Genomic DNA, 23,193 nt, shown 5'->3' with positions numbered 1-23,193 from the left:
CCCGGTACGAGTGGACGGTCCTGTGCTACGCGCTGTGGGCCGTGGGTGCCGAGGTCGTCCCGGTCTACCCGACGTCCTCGCGCGACCAGGTCGAGTGGATCCTGCGGGACGCCGGCTGTGTGGCCGTGGTGGTGGAGGACGAGCAGGGCGTCATGACCGTCGGCTCGGTGTGCGCGTCGCTGCCGCTGCTGCGCCACGTCTGGCAGCTGGACGCGGGCGCCCTGGAGGAACTGACCGCGCGCGGGGAGTTCGTCCCGCAGGCCACGGTCGATTCGATGCGCCGCATCGTGCTGCCGGACTCCACGGCCGTCATCGCCTACACCTCCGGCACCTCCGGCACGTCCGGCCACGCCATGGGCTGCGCCCTCAGCCACCGCAACCTGGCCGCCCCCTGCGACACGCTGCTGACGGGCTGGGGGCACACGGCGGCACCGCGCGGGGAGCAGGGCTCCGTGCTGGCGTTCCTGCCCTTCTCCCATGTGTACGGGCTGATGATCCAGGGCCTGTGCCTGCGCGGCGGCCTGCTGATGGGACACCAGGCCGAGCTGGGCGGGGAGGCACTGTCGTCGGCGCTGCGCTCCTTCAGGCCCACGTACTTCTACGCGGTCCCGTCGGTCTTCGAGAAGATCTACAAGAACTTCCTGCGCACGGCCCAGCAGGGGGGCCACGGTGGTCTCTTCGAGCGGGCCGCGGAGACGGCGCGGGACTTCGCCGGGGCCCTGGAACGCCAGCGGCTGGGCCGGGGCCGCGGGCCCGGCTTCGACCTGCGGCTCCAGCATGCCCTGTACGAGCGCACGGTGTACCGCAGACTGCGGGCCGCGCTGGGCGGCCGCGTGCGGCGGGCGACGTCCGGCGGCTCTCCCCTCAGCCGCGACCTGTCGCTCTTCTACGAGGGCATCGGCATCTACGTGAACGACGGGTACGGCCTGACGGAGACCGGCGGCGGGGTGACGATGCAGCCGCTGGGCCGGGAGAAGTCCGGGACCGTCGGGCAGGCCCTGCCGGGCACGGAGATCCGGGTGGCCGAGGACGGGGAGATCCTGGTGCGCGGCCCGTCGGTGTTCCAGGGATACGCCGGTGACGAGGCCGCCACCCGGGCCGCGCTGCGCGGCGGCTGGCTGGCCACCGGGGACCTCGGACAGCTGGACTCCGAGGGCTACTTGACGATCACCGGCCGCAAGAAGGACATCATCATCACCAGCAGCGGCAAAAGCGTCGCCCCGGCCGCCCTGGAGCAGCGGCTGCGGATGCACCCGCTCATCCACCAGGCGGTGGTCGTGGGCGACAACCGGCCCTGTGTCGGCGCCCTGATCACGCTGGATCCGGAGTTCCTGGCGCAATGGCGGGCGGCGCTGGCGCTTCAGGGAGAGATGCGCGAGGCGCGGGAGGAGAACGCGCTGCGGGAGGAGGTGGCGCGTGCCGTGGCCGCGGCCAACAGCGCCGTGTCCCGGTCGGAGTCGATCCGGGTGTTCCGGGTCCTGCCGGAGCCGTTCGACGTGACCAACGGGCTGCTGACGCCCTCGATGAAGCTGCGCCGGGACGAGATCGTGCGGCACTACGCGTCCGAGATCGACGCGATGTACGAGTCACGCAGGCGTCCCGGGCGGCCGAGCCTCCGGGACGAACCATCGAACTGGGACGAGGCGGACAACGTGTTCCGCTGAGCACGGAACCGGACGCGTAGGCCTCGGCCCCTCGGGAACACGCAACAGTGGCGACGCAAGAGAAAGGACGACAGCCCTGACGACAGCCCTTGCTGACGCCGGGCCGGAAAGGCGATATGTCAACCGAGCCGCGTGGGGATGACGCACTGACCTCCGAGGAGATCCCGAGCCGCACGAACAGCTTCGTGGGCGAGCCGCATGACGTGACGGGAGCGCGGCTGGCCGCGGAGGAGTTCCTGCGTGATCTGTCACGCTCCTCGCCTCCCTCTGCCCCCGAGTACTGGGACGACATCCTGTTGGTGGTGACGGAACTGGCCGCCAACGCGGTCCAGTACGCCCCGGGTCCGTTCGCGCTGCGGATGCGCCGGACCTTCGACGGCGTGCATGTGGTCCTGCACGACACCAGCTCCACGGAGCCGGCTCCGCGCCCGTTCGATCCGCGCAGCGGGGGCGGCGGCATCGGCTGGCACCTGATCCACACCTTGTGCGACCAGGTCAGCGTGGTGAGCGACGAGCGCGGCAAGGACGTACACGTGTTCCTGCCCTGGTGAGCCCTGAGCCGTTCACGGGCGCGGCGCGCCCGTGAACGGCTCAGGGCTCAGTCATGCCGAAGCCGTCGCGCGCGGTGGCAGCCGGTGGTAGTAGTCGCCCACGGCCGCGAGATAACCCCGGTCCCGGGTCTCGCTGTCGGTCTGGAAGCGGGGTGCCGCCTTGGCGTCTGCCCTGGTGCAGGCCAGTGTGATCCTCCGGCCCTGCGTGTCGATGCCGGTGACGACTCCGGCCGGCACCAGGACGCTGCGGCCGAACACCCAGACGCCGGTGTCGACGACCAGGTGCCGCATGCCGTGCGGGGCGTCCTCGCGGTCCACGTGCCCGATCGTGCCATCGGTCGCGGCGACGGTGAAACCGGCCAGGTCCTGCCCCTCGATGTGACCGCTGTCCGGCGCGTACGACCAGATTCTGTCGATGGCCACGCTGCTCCATCCTCCCTGACGGTGTGCGGATCATAGAGCCCGGCGGGCGGTTGCCGCCCATCCTGCTCCACAGCCAGTTACCCTCCTGCCGCAAGCGCATTCGGCGCACACACGTACCACCGTACGTCGTCGGCGGCGGGCTTCGGCAGGGTTCCTCACCCGGGGGGCATGGAGGGCGGTTTCCGGGGTAATCGCGGGGGCGCGGTGGAATTCGGAGCCCGGTAGCGGAGGGAGGAACGTGAGAAACAGCAGCAGAGCCCGCGCCACGACCGGCATCGTCCCGCACCGCGGTCATCCACAGAGGTGATCTGCCCAGGCCGTAGCACTTGATGGAGGTACCCGTGCCCCTCGCCCAGAACCCGCTGTCCGTGGAAGTCGAACTGCCCCGGGAGGACGTGGCCCTGATCACGGTCGACGGCTACCTGGACGTCGACACCGCGACCGAGTTCCAGGCCCATCTGGCCAACCAACTCCACCACGGCCGACGGCACTTCCTGCTCGACCTCTCGTCCGTCCCCTTCATGGACTCGTCCGGGATGAACATCATCCTGCGGGTGTACCAGGAGACCCGCAGGACCGCCGGCAGCGTGCACGTCATCAGCCCGACGCCGGCCGTGCGGCGCGTCCTCGACCTGACCGGCGTCAGCATCACGGTGCCGATATCGGAGAGCGTCGACGAGGCTCTGGCCCGCGCCGACGAGGTGCCGGACACCCCCGAGGAGCCGGGGGCACAGAGCGCCTGACGGGCCGGCGCGCCGTCAGCGGACGGGGCGTTCCGGTGCCCTCGCTCCGCCCCGCCCGGACGGTGTTTCATCCTTGCGCGCGCCGGTGAGGGCGGTGGCCAACCCCGTTGTCCCGAACCGCATCGGTTGCGCCGGATCCGGTGTCGTACGAGGTCGGCGCATGGTTAGAGTTGTCGCCCGGCAAGTGTCACAGCACCGTCCCGTTGCCTGATGCGGGCTCGGTCGACGCAACGCGGATGAGGAGAGAACCAGGTGCCGGAGCACGAAGCGGACGGACAGCTCGCCATGCCGACACACGAGGTCAGGGACTTCCTGCACCGCAGGCGTGAGCAGATCGCCCAGCGATGGGCGGACGAGCCCCTGTTCCGCACTGTGTTCACCGTCTCGCGCGACGAGGCGGTGGAGGCGAGCAAGGTCGTCGTGGACGCACTGGCCCAGGTGGCCGACTCGGAACAGGTGGAGGACCCGGACGCCGCGGGATTCAGCGGGGTGCGCGAGCAGCTGGCCCGGATGGGCGCGGCCCGCTCGCGGGCCGGACTGTCGAACACCCAGGTCGCCAGCGAGCTGGCCGCCCTGCGGCCGCCCGTGGAGAACCTGCTGGCCGCCGATCTGGAGGAGGCGCCACCCGAGCATCTGCGGGCGTGTTCGACCGCGCTCACCGTGCTGATGGGCACCCTGCGGCTGGTCGCCATGCAGACGGCGCTGAGCGAGTGGCAGGCACTCAGCGACCGGCAGCGGCTCCAGCTGATGGAGGTGGCGACGCCCGTCATCCGGCTGTGGGACGGCGTCGTGGCGGTGCCGTTGATCGGGACGCTGGACAGTGCCCGCAGCCAGGTGGTGATGGAGACGCTGCTGAACGCCGTCGTCGACCAGCACGCCCGGTTCGCGATCCTCGACATCACCGGGGTGCCGACGGTGGACTCGCTGGTGGCGCAGCACCTGATGAAGACGGTCGCCGCGGCGCGGCTGATGGGCGCCCAGTGCATCGTCTCGGGCATCCGCCCCGCCATCGCGCAGACCATCGTCCACCTCGGTCTGGACCTCGACGTGATCACCCGGGCGAGCCTCGCCGACGCGCTGGGTTACGCGCTGCACGAGCTCGGCGCGGACATCGTGAACCCGGGTGCGGGCCAGCGGTGAGCGACGCGTACTCCCGTCCCGTCACGGGTCACGTGCCGGTTCTCCGACTCGGCGACGTCCTGCTGGTCACGCTCCAGGGAGACCTGCACGACAGCACGGCGCAGCAGCTCCAGCAGGATCTCGCGGAGACCATCTCCCGTACCGGGGTGCGTGGTGTCCTCATCGACATCTCCGGTGTGGAGATCGTCGACTCGTTCCTCGGCCGGGTGCTGGCCGAGATCGCCGCGCAGGCCAAGCTGCTGGCCGCGCGGACCGTGGTGGCCGGCATGCGCCCGGCGGTCGCCATCACCCTGGCGGAACTGGGCCTGACCCTGCCCGGGCTGACCACGGCACTCAGCACGGAGGCGGGCATGGAGCTCCTCTCGCAGCAGATCCCGGCGTACCGCCCGGGCGGCCCGCGTCAGGAGAGTCCGTGATGCACACTGCCGCGGGCGTGGAGGCCTGCTTGCCCATCCGGTCGGACATGGACCTGGTGTGGGTGCGACAGCACGTGCGGCAGGCCGCGGCCCGGCTCGGCTTCGGCCTGGTGGAGCAGACCAAGCTGGTCACGGCGGCCAGCGAGCTGGCCCGCAACACCCTGGTGCACGGCGGTGGCGGACAGATGGAGGCGACGCACCTCAGCAGCGGGGGTGCGCAGGGGCTCCGGCTTGCCTTCACCGACGAGGGGCCGGGCATCGCCGACCTGGACCAGGCGCTCAGCGACGGCTACACCTCCGGCGGCGGGCTGGGGATGGGGCTGAGCGGCGCGCGGCGCCTGGTGCACGACTTCGACATCGAGAGCACGCCGGGCGACGGCACCACCGTGCGGGTGACCTGCTGGGTGGCCCAGCCGCCGCGGCCCCGCGAGGAGGCCTGATGCCGCGCGTGTGGGACGTCCCGGTGCGCGACTCGACGCGGGTGCGCGACGCGCGGGTCGCCGCGGAGGGCGCGGCCGCGCTGGCCGGTCTCGACGAGCGGCGCACCGCGGCCGCCGCGCTGGTCGCGACCGAGCTCGCGACGAATCTGCTCAAGCACGCCGAGGGTGGTCAGGTGCTCATCGAGGTGGTGGCGCCGCCGGCGCCGCGGGAGGGTCGTGCGGAGTCCCGGGTCGTACAGATCGCCACGATCGACCACGGCCCGGGCATTGCTGACGTACCGGCGGCCCTGCGCGACGGTTTCTCCACGACCAGCTCGCTCGGCGCGGGCCTCGGCACCTGTCAGCGTCTCGCCGACGACTTCACCCTGCACAGCACGCCCGGCCGCGGCACGGTCACGGTGGCCCGCGTGGGCACCACGCCCCGGGGTGGCGGCGGTCCGGCCGCGCGGGTGGGGGCCGACGTGGTGTCGGGCGGCCGAGGTCCGGCGGATGGGACGGCTGTTCCCGGAACCCCGGCGTGGTCCGAGGGCGGGGCCTCCACCGGCGGCTGGTGGCCGGACGGTGCCTCACGGGGCGGCGACGCGCCCGTGGGAGCCGTGGCGTGCGGCGCCCTGACGGGGCACGCGGCGGTGCCCGGCGGCTCACCGGGGTTCGCCGGGCCCACTGGGAGCGTGCCCGGGCACAGTGGTGCCGTCGAAAACGAGCCCGGTTCCCAGCATGTCTCGGGCGTTCCGGGCGGCGACGTGCGGGGCCCCGGCGCACCGGGGCGTGACGAGCGGTCCGGTGTTCCGGGCGACCGGTCCCTGCCCGTCGCCGGCGTGCGCGCCGGAGGCGTGAACATCCCCTACGGCGGAGCCGAGTACTCGGGTGACGCCTGGGCATGGGTGCGTTCCGGGGACCGTCTGACGCTGATGCTGGCGGACGGTCTGGGGCACGGCCCCGAGGCGGCCCGCGCCTCGTCCGCGGCGGTGGCGGCGCTGCACCGCTGGGCTCACCTCTCCCCCGCCGAGTCGCTGCAACGGCTCCACGACGCGCTGAAGGGCACCCGGGGCGCGGCCGTCGCCCTGGCCCAGCTCGATGTGCGGGCCGGACGGTTGCGGTTCGCCGGCATAGGAAACGTGGGGGCGCGGCTGCGCACGGACGGCACCTGGCGTCCGCTGCTGTCGCGGCCCGGCATCGTCGGCGTGCACCGGCCCACCACCCTCCGCGAGGAGGAGGCCGACTGGGCGGCCGACCGGCTGCTCGTCCTGCACACCGACGGCCTGCCCAGCCGCTGGACGCCGCCGTCCGACGCCGGTCTGCCCGCGGCCGACCCGGCCGTGACGGCCGCCTTGGCGATACGTGACGCGAGCAGTCCCGCCCGTCCGGTGCGGGACGACACCGCCGTGGCCGTGCTGACTCCGACCCCGCCGGAACACCCATGATGCGCACTTGGCAGATCACCACCGTCACCGATGCGGCGCGCGCCCGCATCGCCCTCGCGCGCCTGGCCGCCGCGTACGGTGTGCCCACCGTCGAACGGACGAGGCTGGCCGCCGCTCTCAGCGCCCACCTGCGGCAGTGCCTCACCAAGGGCGGCACCTGGCTGCTCACCCTGGACATGGCCGGGTCCCCCGCCGAGGAGGGGCTGCTGCACGCCGTGGTGACGCCGTCGCCGGACGCGTCCGCCGCCGCCGGGGAGCCGCCGTGGGAGGTCACGGTCCCCTGCCCCGAGGCGGCCCGGGCCACGGAGGGCGGCGCCGTCGAGGACGATCCCGCCGCCCTCGCGGAGGCGCTGCTCGGCGCCGACGAGGACACGGCCGTGGTGCTGGACAAGCTCGGCGAGCAGGAGGATCTGGTCGCCTTCCACCGCGAGGAACTGCACCAGACGAACCAGGGCGTCCTGGCGCTGCACGCCGAGCTGGACGCGGCGGGCCGGGCCCAGCGCGAGGCCTTCGCCGCCGAGCGCAGGGCCCGCAACGAGGCGGAGAGCGCCCGCCGCAGACTGACGTTCCTCGCGGACGCGAGCGCCGTGCTGACGGCCTCGCTCAACCACGAGGAGATCGTGCGCCGGCTGCCGGACCTGCTGGTGCCTGAGTACGCCCGCAGTGTCGACGTCTGGCTGTTCGACAACGAGGACGACAAGCACCGGTCGGCTCCGCATCCGGCCGCCGCCGTGGTCGCTGCCCGGACCGGGCGGCCGCAGTACGCGGCCGACCATCCCGGCGGCCTGCCCGGCGTCGACGACCAGCCGCCGTCCGCGCTGGATCCCGCGCGGCCGATGCTGTGCGTTCCGCTGCCGACGCGGCGGGCGCCGCTGGGGGTGCTGACCCTGTCGCCGCCCGGTGCGCGCTGGGACCCGGACGACGCGGTGATGCTGATCGAGCTCACCCGGCGGGCCAGCATCGCGATCGACAACGCCCGGCGCTTCGAGCACAACCGCGACATCGCCGAGACGCTGCAACGCGCCCTGCTCACGGATCTGCCGGCCACGCCGGGTCTCAGCCTGGCCGCGCGCTATCTGCCCGCCACGCACGGTCTGAACATCGGCGGTGACTGGTACGACGCGTTCCCCCAGCGGGACGGCGGTCTCATCACCGTCGTCGGCGACGTCACCGGGCACGGTCTGCACGCGGCCGTCATGATGAGCCAGCTGCGCACCGCGCTGCGGGCGTACGCGGTCGACGGCGACAGCCCGGGCCGGCTGCTGACCCGGCTGCACCGGTTCCTGCACCATCTCCAGCCGGACCTGTACGCCACCGCCGTCATCGCCCGGCTCCACCCGGACGAGCCCACGCTGACCTGGGCCGCCGCGGGCCATCCGCCGCCGGTGCTGCGGCTGCCCGACGGCACCGTGCGCACCCTCGACGCCAAACCCGGCGCCATGCTGGGCATCCCCCTCACCCAGGAGATCGGCGACCACACGGTCCGTCTGTCGCCCGGCTCCACACTCGCGCTCTACACGGACGGGCTGGTCGAACGGCGCGCGCAGGGGATAGACCCGGGCATCGAGCGGCTGGCCTCGGCGCTCGGCGGGTTCCGTTCGGCGGAGCTGGACGCGGACCTGGAGGGCTCGGCGGACCGGATCCTGCATCCGCTGCTGAGTGATTCGGAGCGCGACGACGACGTGTGTCTGCTGCTGTGTCATCTCCAAGGGGACGCCGAATCCTGACGGCAGGCCGGCCGACCGTGTGTGCACGCGTTCTTCACTCCCGCCTGGTGCTTTTCGGCCACGGGGCGGGCATGGTGGTGATCGACGCGTTCGTCTGCCTGCCGCGTCCGACTGGCGTGCCGGTCCAAGACGCGGTGGGATCAATGGGGTGCGAACCAGCGATCCAGGGGCAGTCGATAGGCGTTCGAGGCAGACCGCCTGGAGCCGCAGGAAGGGATGAACACCGTGACACGACCCAGGATCCTGGTGGTTGGCGCAGGCTTCGCCGGCGTGGAGTGCGTCCGCCGTCTGGAACGGAAACTCTCCCCGGACGAGGCCGACGTCACGCTGGTGACGCCGTTCGCCTACCAGCTCTACCTGCCGCTGCTCCCCCAGGTCGCCTCCGGCGTGCTGACGCCGCAGTCGATCGCCGTCTCGCTGCGCCGCAGCAAGAAGTACCGCACGCGGATCATTCCGGGCGGGGCCATCGGCGTCGATCTGAAGTCCAAGGTCTGCGTCATCCGCACGATCACCGACCAGATCGTCAACGAGCCGTACGACTACATCGTGCTGGCCCCCGGCAGCATCACCCGGACCTTCGACATCCCGGGGCTGACGGACCACGCGTTCGGGATGAAGACGCTCGCCGAGGCTGCGTACATCCGTGACCACGTCATCTCGCAGCTGGACCTGGCCGATGCGAGCCAGGACCCGGTCGAGCGGGCCTCGCGGCTCCAGTTCGTGGTGGTCGGCGGCGGCTACGCGGGCACCGAGACCGCGGCGTGCCTCCAGCGGCTGACGCACGCCGCCGTGAAGCGCTACCCGCGGCTGGACCCGGGCCTGATCAAGTGGCATCTGATCGACATCGCGCCGAAGCTGATGCCGGAGCTCGGCGAGAAGCTCGGCAGCAGCGCGCAGGAGATCCTGCGCCGGCGGGGCATCGAGATCTCCCTCGGCGTCTCCATCGCGAAGGCGGGCCCGGAGGAGGTCACCTTCACCGACGGGCGGGTGATCCCGACCCGCACGCTCATCTGGACGGCCGGGGTGGTCGCCAGTCCCCTCATCGCCACGCTGGGCGCGGAGACCGTCAAGGGGCGGCTCGCGGTCGCCCCCGAGATGAACCTGCCCGGCAACGACGGGGTGTTCGCGCTCGGCGACTCGGCCGCCGTGCCCGACCTGGCCAAGGGGGACGGGGCGATGTGCCCGCCCACGGCGCAGCATGCCCTGCGCCAGGGCCGGCATGTCGCAGACAACGTCATCGCGTCGCTGCGGGGCGGGCCGATGCGGCCGTACGTCCACAAGGACCTCGGGCTCGTCGTCGACCTCGGCGGCACCGACGCGGTCTCCAAGCCGCTGGGCATCGAACTGCGCGGCGTGCCCGCCCAGGCCGTCGCACGCGGCTACCACTGGTCGGCGCTGCGCACCAACGTCGCCAAGACCCGGGTGATGACGAACTGGCTCCTCAACGCGGTCGCCGGCGACGACTTCGTGCGGACCGGGTTCCAGGCCCGCAAGGCCGCCAGGCTGAAGGACTTCGAGTACACCGACGCCTATCTGACGCCGGAGCAGGTGCGGGCACACGTCGAGGGAACCGCCCGGCAGGAGTAGGACCGGGCCGGAGAGGGCCTTCCGCTCGTGGCATGTCATGCTGAGGTGCGGATCTTGGTGTGAGTCGGAAGAGAGTGCGGCGGCGTGAGGGCAGCGGGACGCTCGGTGCGGGCACGACTGCGGGACCGGATCGCGGCGTCCGACCCGGGGCTGCTGCGTCTGACGGCCGGGTTGCGGACGGTCGGCGCCATCGCCCTCACGCTGGCCGTGCTCGCCCTGCTCGGGGCCGATGTGCACCTGCTGGTGGCGGGGGCCATGGCGGCGATGGTCGCCACCTTCGCCATCAGGGAGAAGCAGCTCGGCGCGCAGGCCGTGACGCTGGCGCTGGGCCTTCCGGTGGCGCTGGTCTCCGTGACGCTGGGCGCGGTGCTCAACGCGCGTCTGTACGTCGGTGACGTCTTCTTCGTCGTCCTCATCTTCTGCGCGGTCTACGGCCGCCGGTTCGGCGACCGCGGCACCGCGCTCGGGCTGATCGGCTTCCAGGTCTACTTCCTGTCCCTGTTCGTCGGCGCCGAGGTCTCCTCGCTGCCCCCGCTGTGCGGTGCCATCGCCCTGGCGTTCTGCTCCAGTGCCGTACTGCGCTTCGCGATCGTGCCTGCCACCCCCACGGGCGTCCTGCTGCGGCTGCGCCTGGCCTTCCGCGCCCGGCTGGCCCAGCTGGTGTCCGCGCAGCTCGACCTTCTCGACGCCGGCCCGGACGAGATGGACAAGGCCCTGGAGGCCGTGCGCGAGGGCACGGCGCGGCTGCACGAGACGGCGATGATGATCCAGGCGCAGCTGGAGGACGGTACCCCGGACGAGTCGGCGGCCCGTCTCGTGCAGCGCCGTATCGCGGACGCCGAGATCGCCGCCGAGCGGCTCGGTCTGCTGCTGCTGACCTCCCGCAGCGCCGAACGGGCCGACACGCTCACCCTGCACCTGCCGGGCGCTCCCGCGCCGTCGGTGGGGCAGCCGGCCGCGCCGGACGAGGCCACCGCCACGCTCCGCCGTGATCTCCAGGCGCTGCGCGCTCTCGTGCTGCGGGCCGGGAGCGGCGAATCGGGGACCGCCCTGGCCCATGTGCGCAACCGTCTCCTCGGCTACCGGGACGAGGAGAACCTGCCGCCCGCGCCCGCCGCCGTGCAGGACGCGTTCCGGGGCATCGGCGAGGCCGCTCGCTCGGTGCTGGGGCTGCGGATCGCGCTGGACGGCCCGCAGGACGAGTCGGACGACACCCCCGCGACGGCCCGCTCCCGTGAGGAACTGGACGCGGAGGACGCCGCGATCGACGGCGGCGAGGAGCCGGCGGAGGAGAAGGAGACAGGGCTGCGGCGGCCCACCACGCGCGCGGCAGTGCAGGTCGCCGTCGGCTCGACGCTGGCGATCGTGGGCGGCGAGCTGCTGTCCACGCAGCGGTGGTACTGGGCGGTGCTGACGTGCTGGATCGTTTTCCTGAACACCGCCTCGACGGGCGAGATCCTCGTCAAGGGCTACCGCCGGCTGCTGGGCACGGTGTTCGGCGTGGTGGCGGGCATCATCCTGGCGGGTCTGGTCGGACAGCACACCTGGACGGCGTTCGGCCTGGTCCTCTTGCTGATCTTCGCGATGTTCTACGTGGCGCCGCTGTCGTACACGCTGATGTCGTTCTTCGTGACGGCGATGCTGGGTCTGCTGTACACGCTGCTGCACACCTACAGCCTCGACGTGCTCCTGCTGCGGGTGGAGGAGACGGCGCTCGGTGCCGCCTGTGGGGTGGTCGCGGCGGCGCTGGTGCTGCCGGTGCGGACCGACCGCCGTACGAACGAGCTGCTCGGCACCGTCCTGGACCGGCTGGCCGAGGTCACCGAGGCCGCGGTCGGCCAGCTGAGCGGCGGACCGGCGGACGAGCTGCTGGACAAGGCACGCGACCTGGACCAGGCACTGGCCGACCTGCGGGCCGCCACGCAGCCGCTGACCCATCCGGTCACGCCGCTGCGGGCCCGGCGCCACACGGCCCGGTACGTGGTGGCGCTGCTGGAGACGTGCGCGTACCACGCGCGGACGCTGGCGGCCACCGCCGAGCTGCTGCCCACGCACCCCTCGATCGCGGCGGATCCACGGCTGCGCGGGGCCGCGGGGCGCACCGTGCGCAACATCGAGACCATCGCGGCCCGGGTCGCGGACGAGCACGCCGCCGCACGGGTCGAGACCGGGCCGAGCATCGCCTCGCTGCTGGGGTCCGACGCCGGCACACCGCGCTACGGCCGGATCACCGACCGCGTGCTGCGGCATCTGGAGCGGCTGGACGAGGCCGTGGTGGGTCTCGCGCGGCCGCTGGGCGTGCCGATGGCGGAACCCCTGGCCTGAGGGGTCCTTGCACCATGCCCGCCCGATCAGGTCGCGTGGTCTGGTGCCGTGCATCGCAAGGCGCCGGAGCGCCCTCGATGGGGCCCTCTGCTCGTGGGGGGTCCCCCTGTTCGAGCGAAGCCGAGAACTCGGGGGAGAAGCCGAGAGCTTGAGGGAGGAGCCACGTGGGCGTTTCGGCAACGCGGAAGGTGCGGTGCCAGGCCGCGCGACCCGGGCGGGCACAGTGCAAGGACCCCTGAGGGCCGTGGCCGCTCAGAAGTCGGTGGGCAGTCCGCTCACCTCGGCGATGCCGCGCAGCTCCTCCGTCTGCCGGTGCCGTTCCTTGATGTAGTCGGCGATCTCGCCGAGGCGGACCGGGTCGGACGCGGTGGACGCGTCCGTGACGATCCTGACCGGGCCGGTCTCGTCGACGTCGAGTTCGATCACTTCGTTGTCCAGGCGGCCGGTGACGGCGGTGGCGATGACGAGGGCCACCTCGTCACGGACCTCCTGGGGCAGTTCGTCGTTGGCCCCCGAGTCGAGTGCGAAGTCGAGGCTGGACAGGCGCTCCTCGTCGATCGCCTCGAGGACCGGTTCCACCACGCGCATCAGGAGGCGGTAGTCCTCCGTGTCCATCCGGATGCGCAGGAGGTCCAGGTACACGTCCACGGGCCGGCCGTCGCCATGCGGAATCTCGGAATCGCTCATTCGCTTCGTGTTCCCCGCATGACGCGGCTCAGACCCGGCGCCAGCGGGCCATGGCGAAGGAGAACACCCCGAACAGCACCAGCCCGGCCGCGACGCAGACCAGCAGCCAGGGGCCGAGGGGCGTGTCGGCGAAACTGCGCAGGGTGTCGTCCAGGCCCTTGGCCCGGTCGGGTTCGTAGTCGACCGCAGCGCGGACGGCGAAGACGCCGGCCACTGCGAACACCAGCCCGCGGGCAGCGCCGCCGGCCACGCCGGTGACGTCCACCAGGCGCCGTGTCCGGGGGCTCATCTGCCCGAGCCGGAGCTTGTCTTGGTACTTGCGGAGCACCGCCCGTACGCCGATCCACCCGCCGACCGCGACGATCGCGAGGCCGGCCGCGCCGACCAGCCACTGGCCTGCGGGCATCTCCAGTGCCCTGGCGGTGGCGTCCTGGGACTGCCGGTCGCTGGAACCGCCGCCGCTCTGGCCGCGGTTCGCCGCGAACGACAGCACGGAGTAGGCGACGAAGACGTAGAACACGAAGCGGGCCGTCGCCAGCAGCCGCTTGCGTGCACTGCGGCCGTCCTGACCGACGGAGCCGAACAGCATTTCGGACAGCCGCCACAGGGCCATGCCGACGAGGCCGATGCCCAGCGCCCACAGCATCACCGCGCCGAACGGCTTCTGCGACAGTTCGGCCAGGGCTCCCCCGCGGTCGGCCTGCTCGCCCGTGTCGCCGAAGGCGATCTGCAGGGCGAGGGCCCCGACGAGCAGATAGATCACACCCCGGGCGGCCAGACCCGCCCGTGCCGCCCCCTCGGTCACCGAACCCCGCGCCGCTCGCCGGGCCCGGATCCGACCGCCTTGCGCCATCGCACTCATGTTCATGTCGACCTCCCGGCACTCCGGATGCCCCGGCCGGGCCACCCCACACCCGCCACGGCCGCCGGACCAGGGGATTCCGGTCACAGCGGGGGCCTGCCACGTCCGATTCAGGACCGCCGGAAGCTCGATCCCCGGCCGGCGCGGCCGAGGGCGTGCAGATGCTCAAGGGCGTCCAGGACCACCGTGTGGTCGTGCCAGGCGAGCCACCGGCCCGCCTGGCCGCCCACGGTGTCGAGGGCCTTGGCCTGGGCCGTCGTCAGCCCTTGGACGGGCCGGTCCAGGTGGGCCGAGACCATGCCGACGCACAGTCCGGACGCGGTGGTCAGCGGGACGCTGTGCCAGGCTCTGCTGCCCGCCGCGAGGATGGCCTGGCGCGCCGGTTCGCTGAAACAGCGGGTCGCTCTCCACGTCCCGCACGGTGACCGGGGCGACGTCGCGGGCGGCCCGCGCGCAGGCGGTTCCGTCGTCGCCGACGTGGGCGAAGAAGTCGACGAACTCGGGGGGGGGTGTCCGGTGTGCTCCTCGATGCGCAGGCCGCCGCGGGCCCGGCCGGTGAGCTGGACGTTGCCCATGTCGGCGCCGGTCACCGCCAGGGCGTGGCTCAGCACGGCCTTCAGGACGGCACCGCGGCTGCCGGACCCGGACCGGGGGGCCGAGGTGAAGGTCAGGGCGGGTTCCGGTCGGCGGACGCGGCTCGGGAACCACAGCCGCTCCCGGCGGTCGGGGCACGGTGCGGTCACCAGGAACCCCGCCAGGGTCCGCAGCTTGACGTTGTACCGCTGGGACGCCCGTTGCATCAGCGCGAAGGCGCTCTCCCCGTCGGGCAGCGCGTACCGCTCCTGGAGCATGCCCTGTGCCTGGGAGATGAGCGGGTACACGCGAGCCCTGGCACGAAGGTCGCGCACCTCGGCGCGCAGGCGCTCCAGTTCGCTGTCGTCGTCGGCGGCTGCCGGTCCCGCTGTGGACATGGAACTCCCCGGTCTCGGTGGCGTGACATGAGGGGGCCCGGCCGCGGTTGCCGCCGTCGGCCGGGCCCCCGCGTTGCCACGCCTTCCCCGTCATGTCACGCGCACACTCGGATCACGCGGGCTCCGGGGTCGCCATGCGCCTCTCGATGACCGTCGACGGGGTGATCTCGCGGACCGGTGCGGGTGCGGTCGCGAGCCACTGGTGAGCGACCTCCAGGGCGCGCTCGACGTCCCGGGTGCCGGTGGACACGCACAACGTGTACGCCAGGTCGTGTAGCCGTGTGCTCGGATCGGCCTGTTCGCTCGCTGCCACGGCGGCCGACAGTACCTCGTACTCGTTGACGAGGCGGCGCAGCACGGCGGGGTGGGGCATCAGCATTGATTCCTCGCTCCTCTGGGGTCGGGTGGTCAGGCCGTCTCGGAGGTGCCGTCGGTGCCGCGGGTGCCCGTCCGCTGCCCCAGGACCTCGTCGCGCACGCGGGCGCAGCTGCGGCTGATGAGGCGGGAGACGTGCATCTGGGAGATGCCCAGGTGGTCGGCGATGCGGCTTTGTGTCATGTCCTCGAAGAAACGCATGTAGAGGATGGCCCGTTCGCGTTCCGGCAGGCGGCGCAGGCCCTCCTTGGCGGACTCGCGGTCGACCACGACGTCGTAGGACGAGTCGGCCGCGCCGAGGGTGTCCGCGAGGCTGTAGCCGTCGTCGTCGGCCGAGAGCTCGGCGTCCAGCGACAGGGTGCTGAAGCTCTCCAGGGCTTCGAGCCCGGCGTTGACCTCTTCCTCGCTCAGGCCTGTGTGGGCGGCGATGTCCGCCACGGAGGGCTCGGGGCTGCCCGGGTTCTGGGTGAGTTCACGGCGTGCCACCCGCACCTTGTTGCGCAGTTCCTGCACACGGCGGGGGACCCGCAGGGCCCACATGCGGTCCCGGAAGTGCCGCTTGACCTCGCCGGTGATGGTGGGGACGGCGTAGCTCTCGAAGGCTCCCCGGCTCGGGTCGAACCGGTCGATGGCCTTGACCAGCCCCAGGGCGGCAACCTGCCGGAGGTCCTCGATCGACTCTCCGCGGTCGCGGAAGCGGCCTGCGATGCGGTGGGCCATGGGCAGCCACAGCGTCACGAGCTCGTCGCGGACGGCTTCCCGGTCGGGCCCTTCCTCCATCTCCGCCAGCCGGGCGAAGAGGGCCGCGGTGTCGGGAGCGTCGTCGTGCCGCCGCCGGGTGGCGGTGGTCGTCGTTTCGGGCGTGCCGGGACGGTTGGTGGGCGTTTCGATGAGCATGCGGATTCGCTCCTGAACAACGATGATCTCAGGGACTTACCGCGGGACGGTCGCTGCCCGGATCGCCTGGAGGGCCTCCGGGGCAGTCATGCATACCGCTCCCGCTGGCGCGCCTCCGGTCCGAAGCACGAGATTGCGTCTGCCCTGCCCCCGGTGGAACAAACTCCACTTTGCTGTGCGATCTGGAGGGAACCGGTACACGGGCGTTCAGGAAAGGGGCACGACGGCGGTGATGCACTTGCCGCCGGCGGGCAGGTCGGACACGCGGACGTCGCGGGAGAGCCGGCAGACGATGGGCCAGCCGTGACCGCCGTGCCGCAGCCGTCCGTGCGGATCGGTGGGCGGCGCGGTCACCGGCAGTTCGTCGCTGCGGTCGCTCACCGAGAGACGTACGCCGGGGCCGTCGATGTCGACCCGGAAGTCGGTGACTCCGCCGCCGTGCAGGATCGCGTTGGTCGTCAGCTCCGAAGCGACGAGCAGTGCGTCGGACAGGGCGTTCGCGTCACACGCGGTGTGGGTGGTGCGGCAGCGCTCGGCCACGGCGCGCTCCACGGCCCGGCGTGCCTCGGCGGGTTTGCACGGCCGGGCCCGGTTCACACCGGGCGGTTCGAATACCGATTCGATCATGTGCTCCTCGCACATCATTAAGCTCCCTGCTCGGTCAGGACATGAGCCGGGTCCGGACCGCGCGCCCGGGCACGCCGTGGGCTCACGGACCCGCTGTTCGGTGTTCCCTTCCACCGCCCGCGGCTTTCGGGGCGCGTATCGCGCGAGCACCGCAGGTCTCCTTGTTCGGCTCACCTCTCCCCGCACCTGCAAACCTCGGTCCGCCCCACTGCCGGAAAAAGAGCCCGAAAAGGCCCCTGGGAGTTCCGGGACGGCCGTGAATCGATGCCAACGACCGTGAATCGATGCCATCACCACGCGTCCTCGGGGTACGCGGTGTCCATGACCGATGTGGTGGATTCCGACGAACTGCTGCGGCGCATCCAGCGCGCGAGGGCCTGCGCGGTGCACGAGGAACGGACATGGCGGAGCAGGAGCGAGGAACTGGGCGCGACCGACCCACAGGGAGCCCGGGACGCGACCGTGCGGCAGATGTCCTACGAGGCGGTGCTCAGGGTGCTGGACGAGATCGTGACTCCGGGCAAACACGCCGCGGAGGGCTGACCAGGAGGGCCGCGGCCCGGTGACGGGCACGGGCGGATTGTGAGGTCACGTGCCGGGAACCCGGTGCGCATGACAGTCGACCACACCGGAGCACCGGTCCTGGAAGCCCTGGACGCGTACCGCCGCAAGGGGCACCTGTCGTTCACACCACCCGGGCACAAGCAGGCCCGCGGCGCCGACCCCGCGGTCCGGGAGGTCCTGGGTGACGCGGTCTTCCACGGCGACGTGCTGGCCTCGGGCGGTCTGGACGACCGGCTCACCCGGGGGCGGGTGCTGCAACGCGCCCAGGAGCTGATGGCCGACGCGGTGCACGCCGAGCACACGTTCTTCAGCACGTGCGGCAGCTCCCTGTCGGTGAAGGCCGCGATGCTGTCGGTCGCCGGGCCTCACGAGAAGCTGCTGATCGGGCGTGACGCCCACAAGTCGGTGGTGGCGGGGCTGATCATCTCCGGTATCGAGCCCGTCTGGATCGAGCCGCGCTGGGACGCCGAACGGCACCTGGCCCATCCCCCGTCCGCCGAGGACTTCGACCGGGCCTTCGACGCCCACCCGGACGCACGGGGTGCGCTGGTCACGAGCCCCACGCCGTACGGCGGCTGCGCGGATCTGCGGGCGGTCGCCGAGGTGTGCCACCGGCGCTCGCGGCCGCTGATCGTGGACGAGGCCTGGGGTGCGCATCTGCCGTTCCACCCCGATCTGCCCTCCTGGGCGATGGACGCGGGCGCGGACATCTGCGTGACCAGCATCCACAAGATGGGCAGCGGTCTGGAGCAGGGCTCGGTCTTCCATCTCCAGGGTGATCTGGTCCCGCCGGCGCTGCTGGGGATGCGCGCGGACCTGCTGGGCACCACGAGCCCGTCGGTGCTGATCTTCGCGGGTCTGGACGGCTGGCGACGTCAGATGGCGCTGCACGGCCAGGAGCTGATGGGCGGCGCGCTGGCTCTGGCGGCCGAGGTCCGGTGCGCCATCGAGGAGATCGACGGGCTGCACGTCAACGACCGCGACGACTTCTGCGGCCCGGGCCTGTCCGACGACCTCGACCCGCTGCCCGGCGTCATCGACCTCGACGGGCTCGGGATCACGGGCTTCCAGGCGGCGGACTGGCTGCGCGAGCACCGGCAGATCGACGCGCACCTGGTGGACCACCGGCGCATCGGCGCGCAGATCACCCACGGCGACGACCGGGAGACGACCGGGCAGCTGCTGGAGGCGCTGCGGGACCTGGCGCAGACCGCGCGGGACCTGCCCCGGGCGCCGCGGGTGGAGGTGCCGTCGCCGGCGGAGCTGCGGATGGAACAGGCGGTGCTGCCCCGCGACGCGTTCTTCGGCCCGGCGGAGGACGTGCCGGTGGCGCGGGCCGCCGGGCGGGTCGCGGCGGAGATGATCACGCCGTATCCCCCCGGCATCCCGGCCGTCCTGCCGGGTGAGCGCCTCACCGAGCCGGTGCTGGCGTACCTGCGGACCGGACTGGCCGCGGGCATGCACCTGCCCGACCCCACGAACCCGGAGCTGGAGACGGTCCGGGTCCTCGCCGGGGACGCGGACTGAAGTGAAACGGGTCACGCAACCCGGTCCCGGGGGCGCGCACGCCCCATCGATGGTTTACGGTTCATTCATACGTGGTGACGGAGTCGACCCACCGTCCTCCGCACCACCGCTTACGGCCCTGGCTGGTCTCCCCCGTCCAGCCAGGGCTTTTTCATGCCCCGGGAAAGTTGCGCACGCCGAGGTGCCCGGGGCCCCGGCAGCGGCTGAAATGGGCGTAGGGAAACCACCGGAAGCCGACCGCCCGGCGAGGAGCTCCGCATGACCAAAGCGATCAAACTCCTGACCGCCCTGCCTCCGCCCCAGCGGCAGCGACTGATGACGCTCGCCCGGGAGGTGTCCTTCCCCGAGGACGCCCGGATCTTCGAGGCGGGCGGCACGGCCGACCGCTTCTGGGTCATCCGCTCCGGCGCGGTCTCCCTGGACCAGCAAGTGAACTCGCTCCAGCGGGTGACCGTGGCCAGCCTCGGCGCGGGCGACCTGCTCGGCTGGTCCTGGCTGTTCCCGCCGTACACCTGGGACTTCGGCGCGGTGGCGTTCAGCCCCGTACGGGCCTACGAGTTCGACGCGAGGGCCGTGCTGGCTCTGTGCGAGGAGGATCCGGAGCTCGGGCTGATGCTGGTGCGGAACGTCGCCGAGGTGCTCGCGCACCGGCTGGAGATGACCCGGGGCAAGCTGATGGAGCAGTACACGCTGCACCGGCGAGGCGCCCTGTGAGGCATCAGACGCGGTAGCGCCGCAGCGCCGGGACCGCCGCGGCCAGCGCCAGCATCAGGGCGACCACCAGCAGTCCGCCGCCCGCGACGGCGGTGCGGGGGCCGAAGGCGGAGCCCGCGGTGCCGTGCAGCACGTCGGCGAGGCGCGGGCCGCCCGCCACGACGACGGTGAAGACGCCCTGCATGCGCCCGCGCATCTCGTCGGTCGCGGCGGACAGCAGGATCGCCCCGCGGAAGACCATCGACACCATGTCGGCCACCCCGGCCACGGCGAGGAACGCCACCCCCACCCACAGATTGCCGCTCACCCCGAAGCCCGTGATGGCCGCACCCCAGACGACCACCGACCCGATGACCATCCAGCCGTGCCGGCGGGCCCGGGAGAAGGTTCCGGAGAACAGTCCGCCGAGCACAGCACCGATGGGGATCGCCGCGAACAGCAGACCGAGCGCCAGCCCCTCGCCGTACGGCGCGTAGGTCTGGGCGGCGAGCTGCGGGAACAGGGCCCGGGGCATGCCGAGGACCATGGCGATGATGTCGGCGAGGAAGGACAGCAGCAGCACGGTGTGCCCGGAGATGTAACGGAATCCGGCGGCGATCTCCTTCACACCCGCGCGGCGGGCCGCCGTGCCGAGGGGCGGCAGCGACGGCAGCCGGTACACCGCCCACACCGTCACGCACAGGGCCAGCGCGTCGACGAGGTACAGCTCGGGCAGCCCGACGACGGGGATGAGGGCACCGGCGAGCAGCGGACCCGCCACCTGGCCGGTCTGCATCACCGTCGAGCCGAGGGCGTTGGCTGCGGGCAGTTCGTCCTCGGGGACGAGGCGGGCGATGGAGGCGTTGCGGGCCGGTGCGTTCAGGCCCCAGAACGCCTGCTGCACGGCGAGCAGCACCATGAGCGCGGCCACCGACTCCAGGCCGGTGAAGGCCTGGAGCCAGAAGAGCAGCGAGGTGACGGCGATGCCGCTGTTGGTGATCAGCAGCAGCTTGCGCCGGTCCATGGTGTCGGCGATCGCCCCGCCCCACAGCGCGAACACGATCAGCGGCACCAGGCCGGCCAGGCTCGCGGCGCCGACCCAAGCCGAGGAGCCGGTGATGTCGTAGATCTGCTTGGGCACGGCGACGGCGGTGAGCTGACTGCCGACGGCCGTGACGATGGTCGAGCCCCACAGCCGTCGGTAGGCGGGACGGCGCAGGGGGCGGGTGTCCATGGCCCAGCGCCGCCAGCCGCGCCGCCGGGGCGCGTGCGGCTCCGGGTCCTGCTGTGCCGTCTTGCTCTCGCTGTCCACTCGCCGCTTCCCCGATGTCCGCTACATCTTTCTGGGCGGGGATCACTATCGCACCGGTCGCCCAGCGCGCAGCGGCCGGTCTCAGCTTCCGGCGACGAGCACGGCACCGAGCACGATCATGGTGGCGGCGACCAGGCCGTCCAGGACCCGCCAGGCTGCGGGCTTGGCGAGGAAACGGCCGAGCATCCGGGCGCCGAAGCCGAGGGCGGTGAACCAGCACAGGCTGGCCAGCACGGCACCGAGACCGAACGTCCAGCGCAGCGGGCCGTGGTCGGCGGCGACGGAGCCGAGCAGGAACACGGTGTCGAGGTAGACGTGCGGGTTGAGCCAGGTCATCGCCAGGCAGGTGAGCACCGCCCGGCGCCGCGACCCTGCCGCCGCCCCGTCCGTGCGCAGCGCGCCGCCGTCCGGCCGGAACACCCGTCGGGCGGCCAGGGCGCCGTAGCACAGCAGGAACGCGCCGCCGATCCAGCCGATCACCGTCAGCGCGCCCGGCCACGTCACCACCACCGCGCCCACACCGCCGACCCCGAGCGTGATGAGGGCGGCGTCGGACAGGGCGCAGATGCCGACGACAACCAGGACGGCCTCGCGGCGGACCCCTTGGCGCAGGACGAAGGCGTTCTGGGCGCCGATGGCGACGATGAGGGACAGGCCGGTGCCGAATCCCGCGGCTGCGGCGGTGAAGGTGCTGGTCATGGCCGTGACGCTACGGACACGCTCGTCCCAGGTACAGCTAAAGATTCTTACGTATCGTTAGCGGATATGATGACTGATCTGCCTCTGGACCAGGTGCGGACCCTGCTCGCGGTCGTGGACGAGGGGACGTTCGACGCGGCGGCGGCCGCGCTGCATGTGACGCCGTCGGCGATCAGTCAGCGCGTGAAGGCGCTGGAGCAGCGCACGGGGCGGGTGCTGCTGCTGCGGACCAAGCCGGTGCGGCCGACCGAGTCGGGCGAGGTGCTGGTGCGGCTGGCCCGGCAGGTGGCGCGGCTGGAGCGCGACGCGTACGCGGAACTCGGACTGAGCGGGACCGGGGAGCCGACCCGGATCTCGGTGGCGGTGAACGCGGACTCGCTGGCCACCTGGTTCCTCCGGGTGCTCACGCGCGTACCGGAGGAGCTGCGGCTCTACTTCGAACTGCGCCGCGAGGACGAGGACCACACGGCGGCGCTGCTGCGGGAAGGGGTGGTGATGGCCGCGGTGACCTCGTCGCCGGTTCCCGTGCCGGGCTGTTCCGTCCGGTCGCTGGGGCGGATGCGCTACATCCTGGTGTCCGCGCCGGAATTCGCCGCGCGCCACCTCGACGGGCCGCTGGAACAGGTGCTCCCCGACCTGCCCGTGGTGGCCTTCGACCGGCGGGACGACTTCCAGGACGGCTTCGTGCGCCGGCTCACCCGGGGACGGAGCAGCGCGAGCGCGCTGCGGCACTACGTGCCGACCTCGGAGGGTTTCGTCGAGGCCGTGGCCGCCGGACTGGGCTGGGGCCTGGTGCCCGAGGCCCAGGCGGACCCGCTGCTGCGCACCGGACGGCTGGTCGGGTTCGCCCCGGGCCGGACGGTGGACGTGCCGCTGTACTGGCAGCAGTGGAAGCTCGACTCGCCCGCGCTGGCGCAGGTGGCTCAGACGGTGACGGCGACCGCCGGGGAGGCACTGCGGGCGTGACGCTTACTCCCGGACACTGTCCAGCCGGGCGGCCGCACTGTCCCGCAGCATGTCCAGGGCCGTCGGATAGGCGCTCGTGAGTATGCGGGTGGCGAGCACGGGTGCCGCCTCCGCGATGCGGGGATGGGTGGTGGCGGGCAGGCGGGCGTACGTCGAGCACCACATCTCCTCGTCGGCCCGCAGCGAGGCTCTGGGCAGGGCCGGGGATGCGGCGTCGAGCGCGGCGAAGGCCAGTGTGGTGTCGGCGAAGGCGTGGTAGACGCGCACGGCGTCCGGCACCGGGCAGCCCGCCGTGCGCAGGATGTCCAGGAGGGTCTCGTCGGCCGCGAGTTCGTGGACCCGGCCCGAGACGCGGCTCGCGGTGAGCACGGCCGCCTGCGGATGCTCCAGGTACGCGGCGTGGATGCGCGGCCCGACGGCCCGTAGGCCCGCCCGCCACTCCCCCGCCGGCGCCCAGCCGCGGAGCGCCTGCCCGGTCAGCGCGTCGCCGATGGCGAGCGTCGGGTCGTCCATGTCCCGGAAGTGCCGCTAGCGCGTGCTCGGGTCGGCGTCCGGGGCCAGACCGAGCCTGCG

The 23,193-nt window shown here is 72.5% G+C and carries 23 protein-coding genes and 1 pseudogene; 14 read left to right on the top strand and 10 right to left on the bottom strand.

Annotation, left to right across the window (positions count from 1 at the left end; genetic code table 11):
• On the top strand, positions 1 to 1,664 hold a 1,664-nt coding region (locus AOQ53_RS11680), incomplete at its 5' end, for an AMP-dependent synthetase/ligase (protein ID WP_059416944.1).
• Between the two features lie 116 nt (positions 1,665 to 1,780).
• Positions 1,781 to 2,215 (top strand): ATP-binding protein, encoded by a 435-nt coding sequence (locus AOQ53_RS11675; RefSeq protein ID WP_010033269.1) that lies wholly within the window; start codon positions 1,781 to 1,783, stop codon positions 2,213 to 2,215.
• Positions 2,216 to 2,266: 51 nt separating this feature from the next.
• Here AOQ53_RS11675 and AOQ53_RS11670 read toward each other — a convergent pair whose 3' ends face one another.
• On the bottom strand, positions 2,267 to 2,638 hold the full coding sequence (locus AOQ53_RS11670; protein WP_059416943.1) for a hypothetical protein: 372 nt from the start codon (positions 2,636 to 2,638) through the stop codon (positions 2,267 to 2,269).
• Positions 2,639 to 2,979: 341 nt separating this feature from the next.
• On the opposite strand from AOQ53_RS11670, the gene AOQ53_RS11665 reads away from it, so the two are divergent.
• The 8 genes from AOQ53_RS11665 (at position 2,980) to AOQ53_RS11625 (ending at position 12,440) form a co-directional block, all read left to right on the top strand.
• A complete protein-coding gene (locus AOQ53_RS11665; RefSeq protein ID WP_059416947.1) occupies positions 2,980 to 3,381 on the top strand; it encodes an STAS domain-containing protein in 402 nt (133 codons plus the stop codon).
• Between the two features lie 252 nt (positions 3,382 to 3,633).
• Entirely contained in the window at positions 3,634 to 4,521 is an 888-nt protein-coding gene (locus AOQ53_RS11660; RefSeq protein WP_059416942.1) for an STAS domain-containing protein, read from the top strand.
• A complete protein-coding gene (locus AOQ53_RS11655) occupies positions 4,518 to 4,937 on the top strand; it encodes an STAS domain-containing protein (RefSeq protein WP_059416941.1) in 420 nt (139 codons plus the stop codon). The genes AOQ53_RS11660 and AOQ53_RS11655 overlap by 4 nt, the downstream gene beginning before the upstream one ends.
• A complete protein-coding gene (locus AOQ53_RS11650; RefSeq protein WP_059416940.1) occupies positions 4,937 to 5,377 on the top strand; it encodes an anti-sigma regulatory factor in 441 nt (146 codons plus the stop codon). Before AOQ53_RS11655 ends, AOQ53_RS11650 begins: the two co-directional genes overlap by 1 nt.
• Complete coding sequence (locus tag AOQ53_RS40830; protein WP_078945271.1) at positions 5,377 to 6,801, top strand: ATP-binding SpoIIE family protein phosphatase; 1,425 nt, start codon at positions 5,377 to 5,379, stop codon at positions 6,799 to 6,801. Before AOQ53_RS11650 ends, AOQ53_RS40830 begins: the two co-directional genes overlap by 1 nt.
• A complete protein-coding gene (locus AOQ53_RS11635) occupies positions 6,798 to 8,528 on the top strand; it encodes a PP2C family protein-serine/threonine phosphatase (protein ID WP_059416939.1) in 1,731 nt (576 codons plus the stop codon). Before AOQ53_RS40830 ends, AOQ53_RS11635 begins: the two co-directional genes overlap by 4 nt.
• Positions 8,529 to 8,744: 216 nt before the next feature.
• Positions 8,745 to 10,115: an NAD(P)/FAD-dependent oxidoreductase gene (locus tag AOQ53_RS11630; protein ID WP_059416938.1), complete on the top strand. Its 1,371-nt coding sequence runs from the start codon at positions 8,745 to 8,747 to the stop codon at positions 10,113 to 10,115.
• Between the two features lie 84 nt (positions 10,116 to 10,199).
• Entirely contained in the window at positions 10,200 to 12,440 is a 2,241-nt protein-coding gene (locus AOQ53_RS11625) for an FUSC family protein (RefSeq protein ID WP_059416937.1), read from the top strand.
• A gap of 252 nt (positions 12,441 to 12,692) precedes the next feature.
• Here the strand turns inward: AOQ53_RS11625 and AOQ53_RS11620 are convergent, their stop codons facing one another.
• The 6 genes from AOQ53_RS11620 to AOQ53_RS11595 form a co-directional block, all read right to left on the bottom strand.
• Positions 12,693 to 13,127, bottom strand: coding sequence for a hypothetical protein (locus tag AOQ53_RS11620; RefSeq protein WP_059416936.1), 435 nt, complete (start codon positions 13,125 to 13,127; stop codon positions 12,693 to 12,695).
• A gap of 28 nt (positions 13,128 to 13,155) precedes the next feature.
• On the bottom strand, positions 13,156 to 13,995 hold the full coding sequence (locus tag AOQ53_RS11615; protein WP_059416946.1) for a DUF1206 domain-containing protein: 840 nt from the start codon (positions 13,993 to 13,995) through the stop codon (positions 13,156 to 13,158).
• Between the two features lie 104 nt (positions 13,996 to 14,099).
• The gene (locus AOQ53_RS11610) at positions 14,100 to 14,960 is read right to left on the bottom strand and encodes an ANTAR domain-containing protein (RefSeq protein WP_236711663.1); all 861 of its coding nucleotides are present in this window, start codon (positions 14,958 to 14,960) and stop codon (positions 14,100 to 14,102) included.
• Between the two features lie 112 nt (positions 14,961 to 15,072).
• The gene (locus AOQ53_RS11605) at positions 15,073 to 15,339 is read right to left on the bottom strand and encodes a DUF5133 domain-containing protein (RefSeq protein WP_059416935.1); all 267 of its coding nucleotides are present in this window, start codon (positions 15,337 to 15,339) and stop codon (positions 15,073 to 15,075) included.
• 29 nt (positions 15,340 to 15,368) lie between these two features.
• Positions 15,369 to 16,232: an RNA polymerase sigma factor SigF gene (locus tag AOQ53_RS11600; protein ID WP_059416934.1), complete on the bottom strand. Its 864-nt coding sequence runs from the start codon at positions 16,230 to 16,232 to the stop codon at positions 15,369 to 15,371.
• A gap of 207 nt (positions 16,233 to 16,439) precedes the next feature.
• The gene (locus AOQ53_RS11595) at positions 16,440 to 16,874 is read right to left on the bottom strand and encodes an ATP-binding protein (protein WP_059416945.1); all 435 of its coding nucleotides are present in this window, start codon (positions 16,872 to 16,874) and stop codon (positions 16,440 to 16,442) included.
• Positions 16,875 to 17,180: 306 nt separating this feature from the next.
• On the opposite strand from AOQ53_RS11595, the gene AOQ53_RS11590 reads away from it, so the two are divergent.
• The 3 genes from AOQ53_RS11590 (at position 17,181) to AOQ53_RS11580 (ending at position 19,664) form a co-directional block, all read left to right on the top strand.
• Positions 17,181 to 17,402, top strand: coding sequence for a hypothetical protein (locus AOQ53_RS11590; protein WP_059416933.1), 222 nt, complete (start codon positions 17,181 to 17,183; stop codon positions 17,400 to 17,402).
• 69 nt (positions 17,403 to 17,471) lie between these two features.
• Positions 17,472 to 18,950 (top strand): aminotransferase class I/II-fold pyridoxal phosphate-dependent enzyme, encoded by a 1,479-nt coding sequence (locus tag AOQ53_RS47685; protein WP_059416932.1) that lies wholly within the window; start codon positions 17,472 to 17,474, stop codon positions 18,948 to 18,950.
• Between the two features lie 258 nt (positions 18,951 to 19,208).
• Positions 19,209 to 19,664 carry a cyclic nucleotide-binding domain-containing protein gene (locus AOQ53_RS11580; protein WP_059416931.1) on the top strand — a complete coding sequence of 152 codons (456 nt, stop codon included), beginning with the start codon at positions 19,209 to 19,211 and terminating at the stop codon, positions 19,662 to 19,664.
• 4 nt (positions 19,665 to 19,668) lie between these two features.
• Here AOQ53_RS11580 and AOQ53_RS11575 read toward each other — a convergent pair whose 3' ends face one another.
• Complete coding sequence (locus AOQ53_RS11575) at positions 19,669 to 20,955, bottom strand: MFS transporter (protein ID WP_059416930.1); 1,287 nt, start codon at positions 20,953 to 20,955, stop codon at positions 19,669 to 19,671.
• Between the two features lie 81 nt (positions 20,956 to 21,036).
• A complete protein-coding gene (locus AOQ53_RS11570) occupies positions 21,037 to 21,654 on the bottom strand; it encodes a LysE/ArgO family amino acid transporter (RefSeq protein WP_059416929.1) in 618 nt (205 codons plus the stop codon).
• A 66-nt stretch (positions 21,655 to 21,720) separates the two neighbouring features.
• Between AOQ53_RS11570 and AOQ53_RS11565 the strand changes: the two genes are divergently transcribed.
• Positions 21,721 to 22,620, top strand: a complete 900-nt coding sequence (locus tag AOQ53_RS11565) for a LysR family transcriptional regulator ArgP (RefSeq protein WP_059416928.1) — start codon at positions 21,721 to 21,723, stop codon at positions 22,618 to 22,620.
• A 3-nt stretch (positions 22,621 to 22,623) separates the two neighbouring features.
• Here AOQ53_RS11565 and AOQ53_RS11560 read toward each other — a convergent pair.
• A pseudogene (locus AOQ53_RS11560) lies at positions 22,624 to 23,193 on the bottom strand (TetR/AcrR family transcriptional regulator C-terminal domain-containing protein); the annotation flags it as partial.

This window comes from Streptomyces azureus (genome assembly GCF_001270025.1).
In the GTDB taxonomy this organism is placed as follows: Bacteria; Actinomycetota; Actinomycetes; order Streptomycetales; family Streptomycetaceae; genus Streptomyces; species Streptomyces azureus.
The sequence above is the reverse complement of the archived record's forward strand: the minus strand, read 5'-3'. Positions and strand labels throughout refer to the sequence as shown.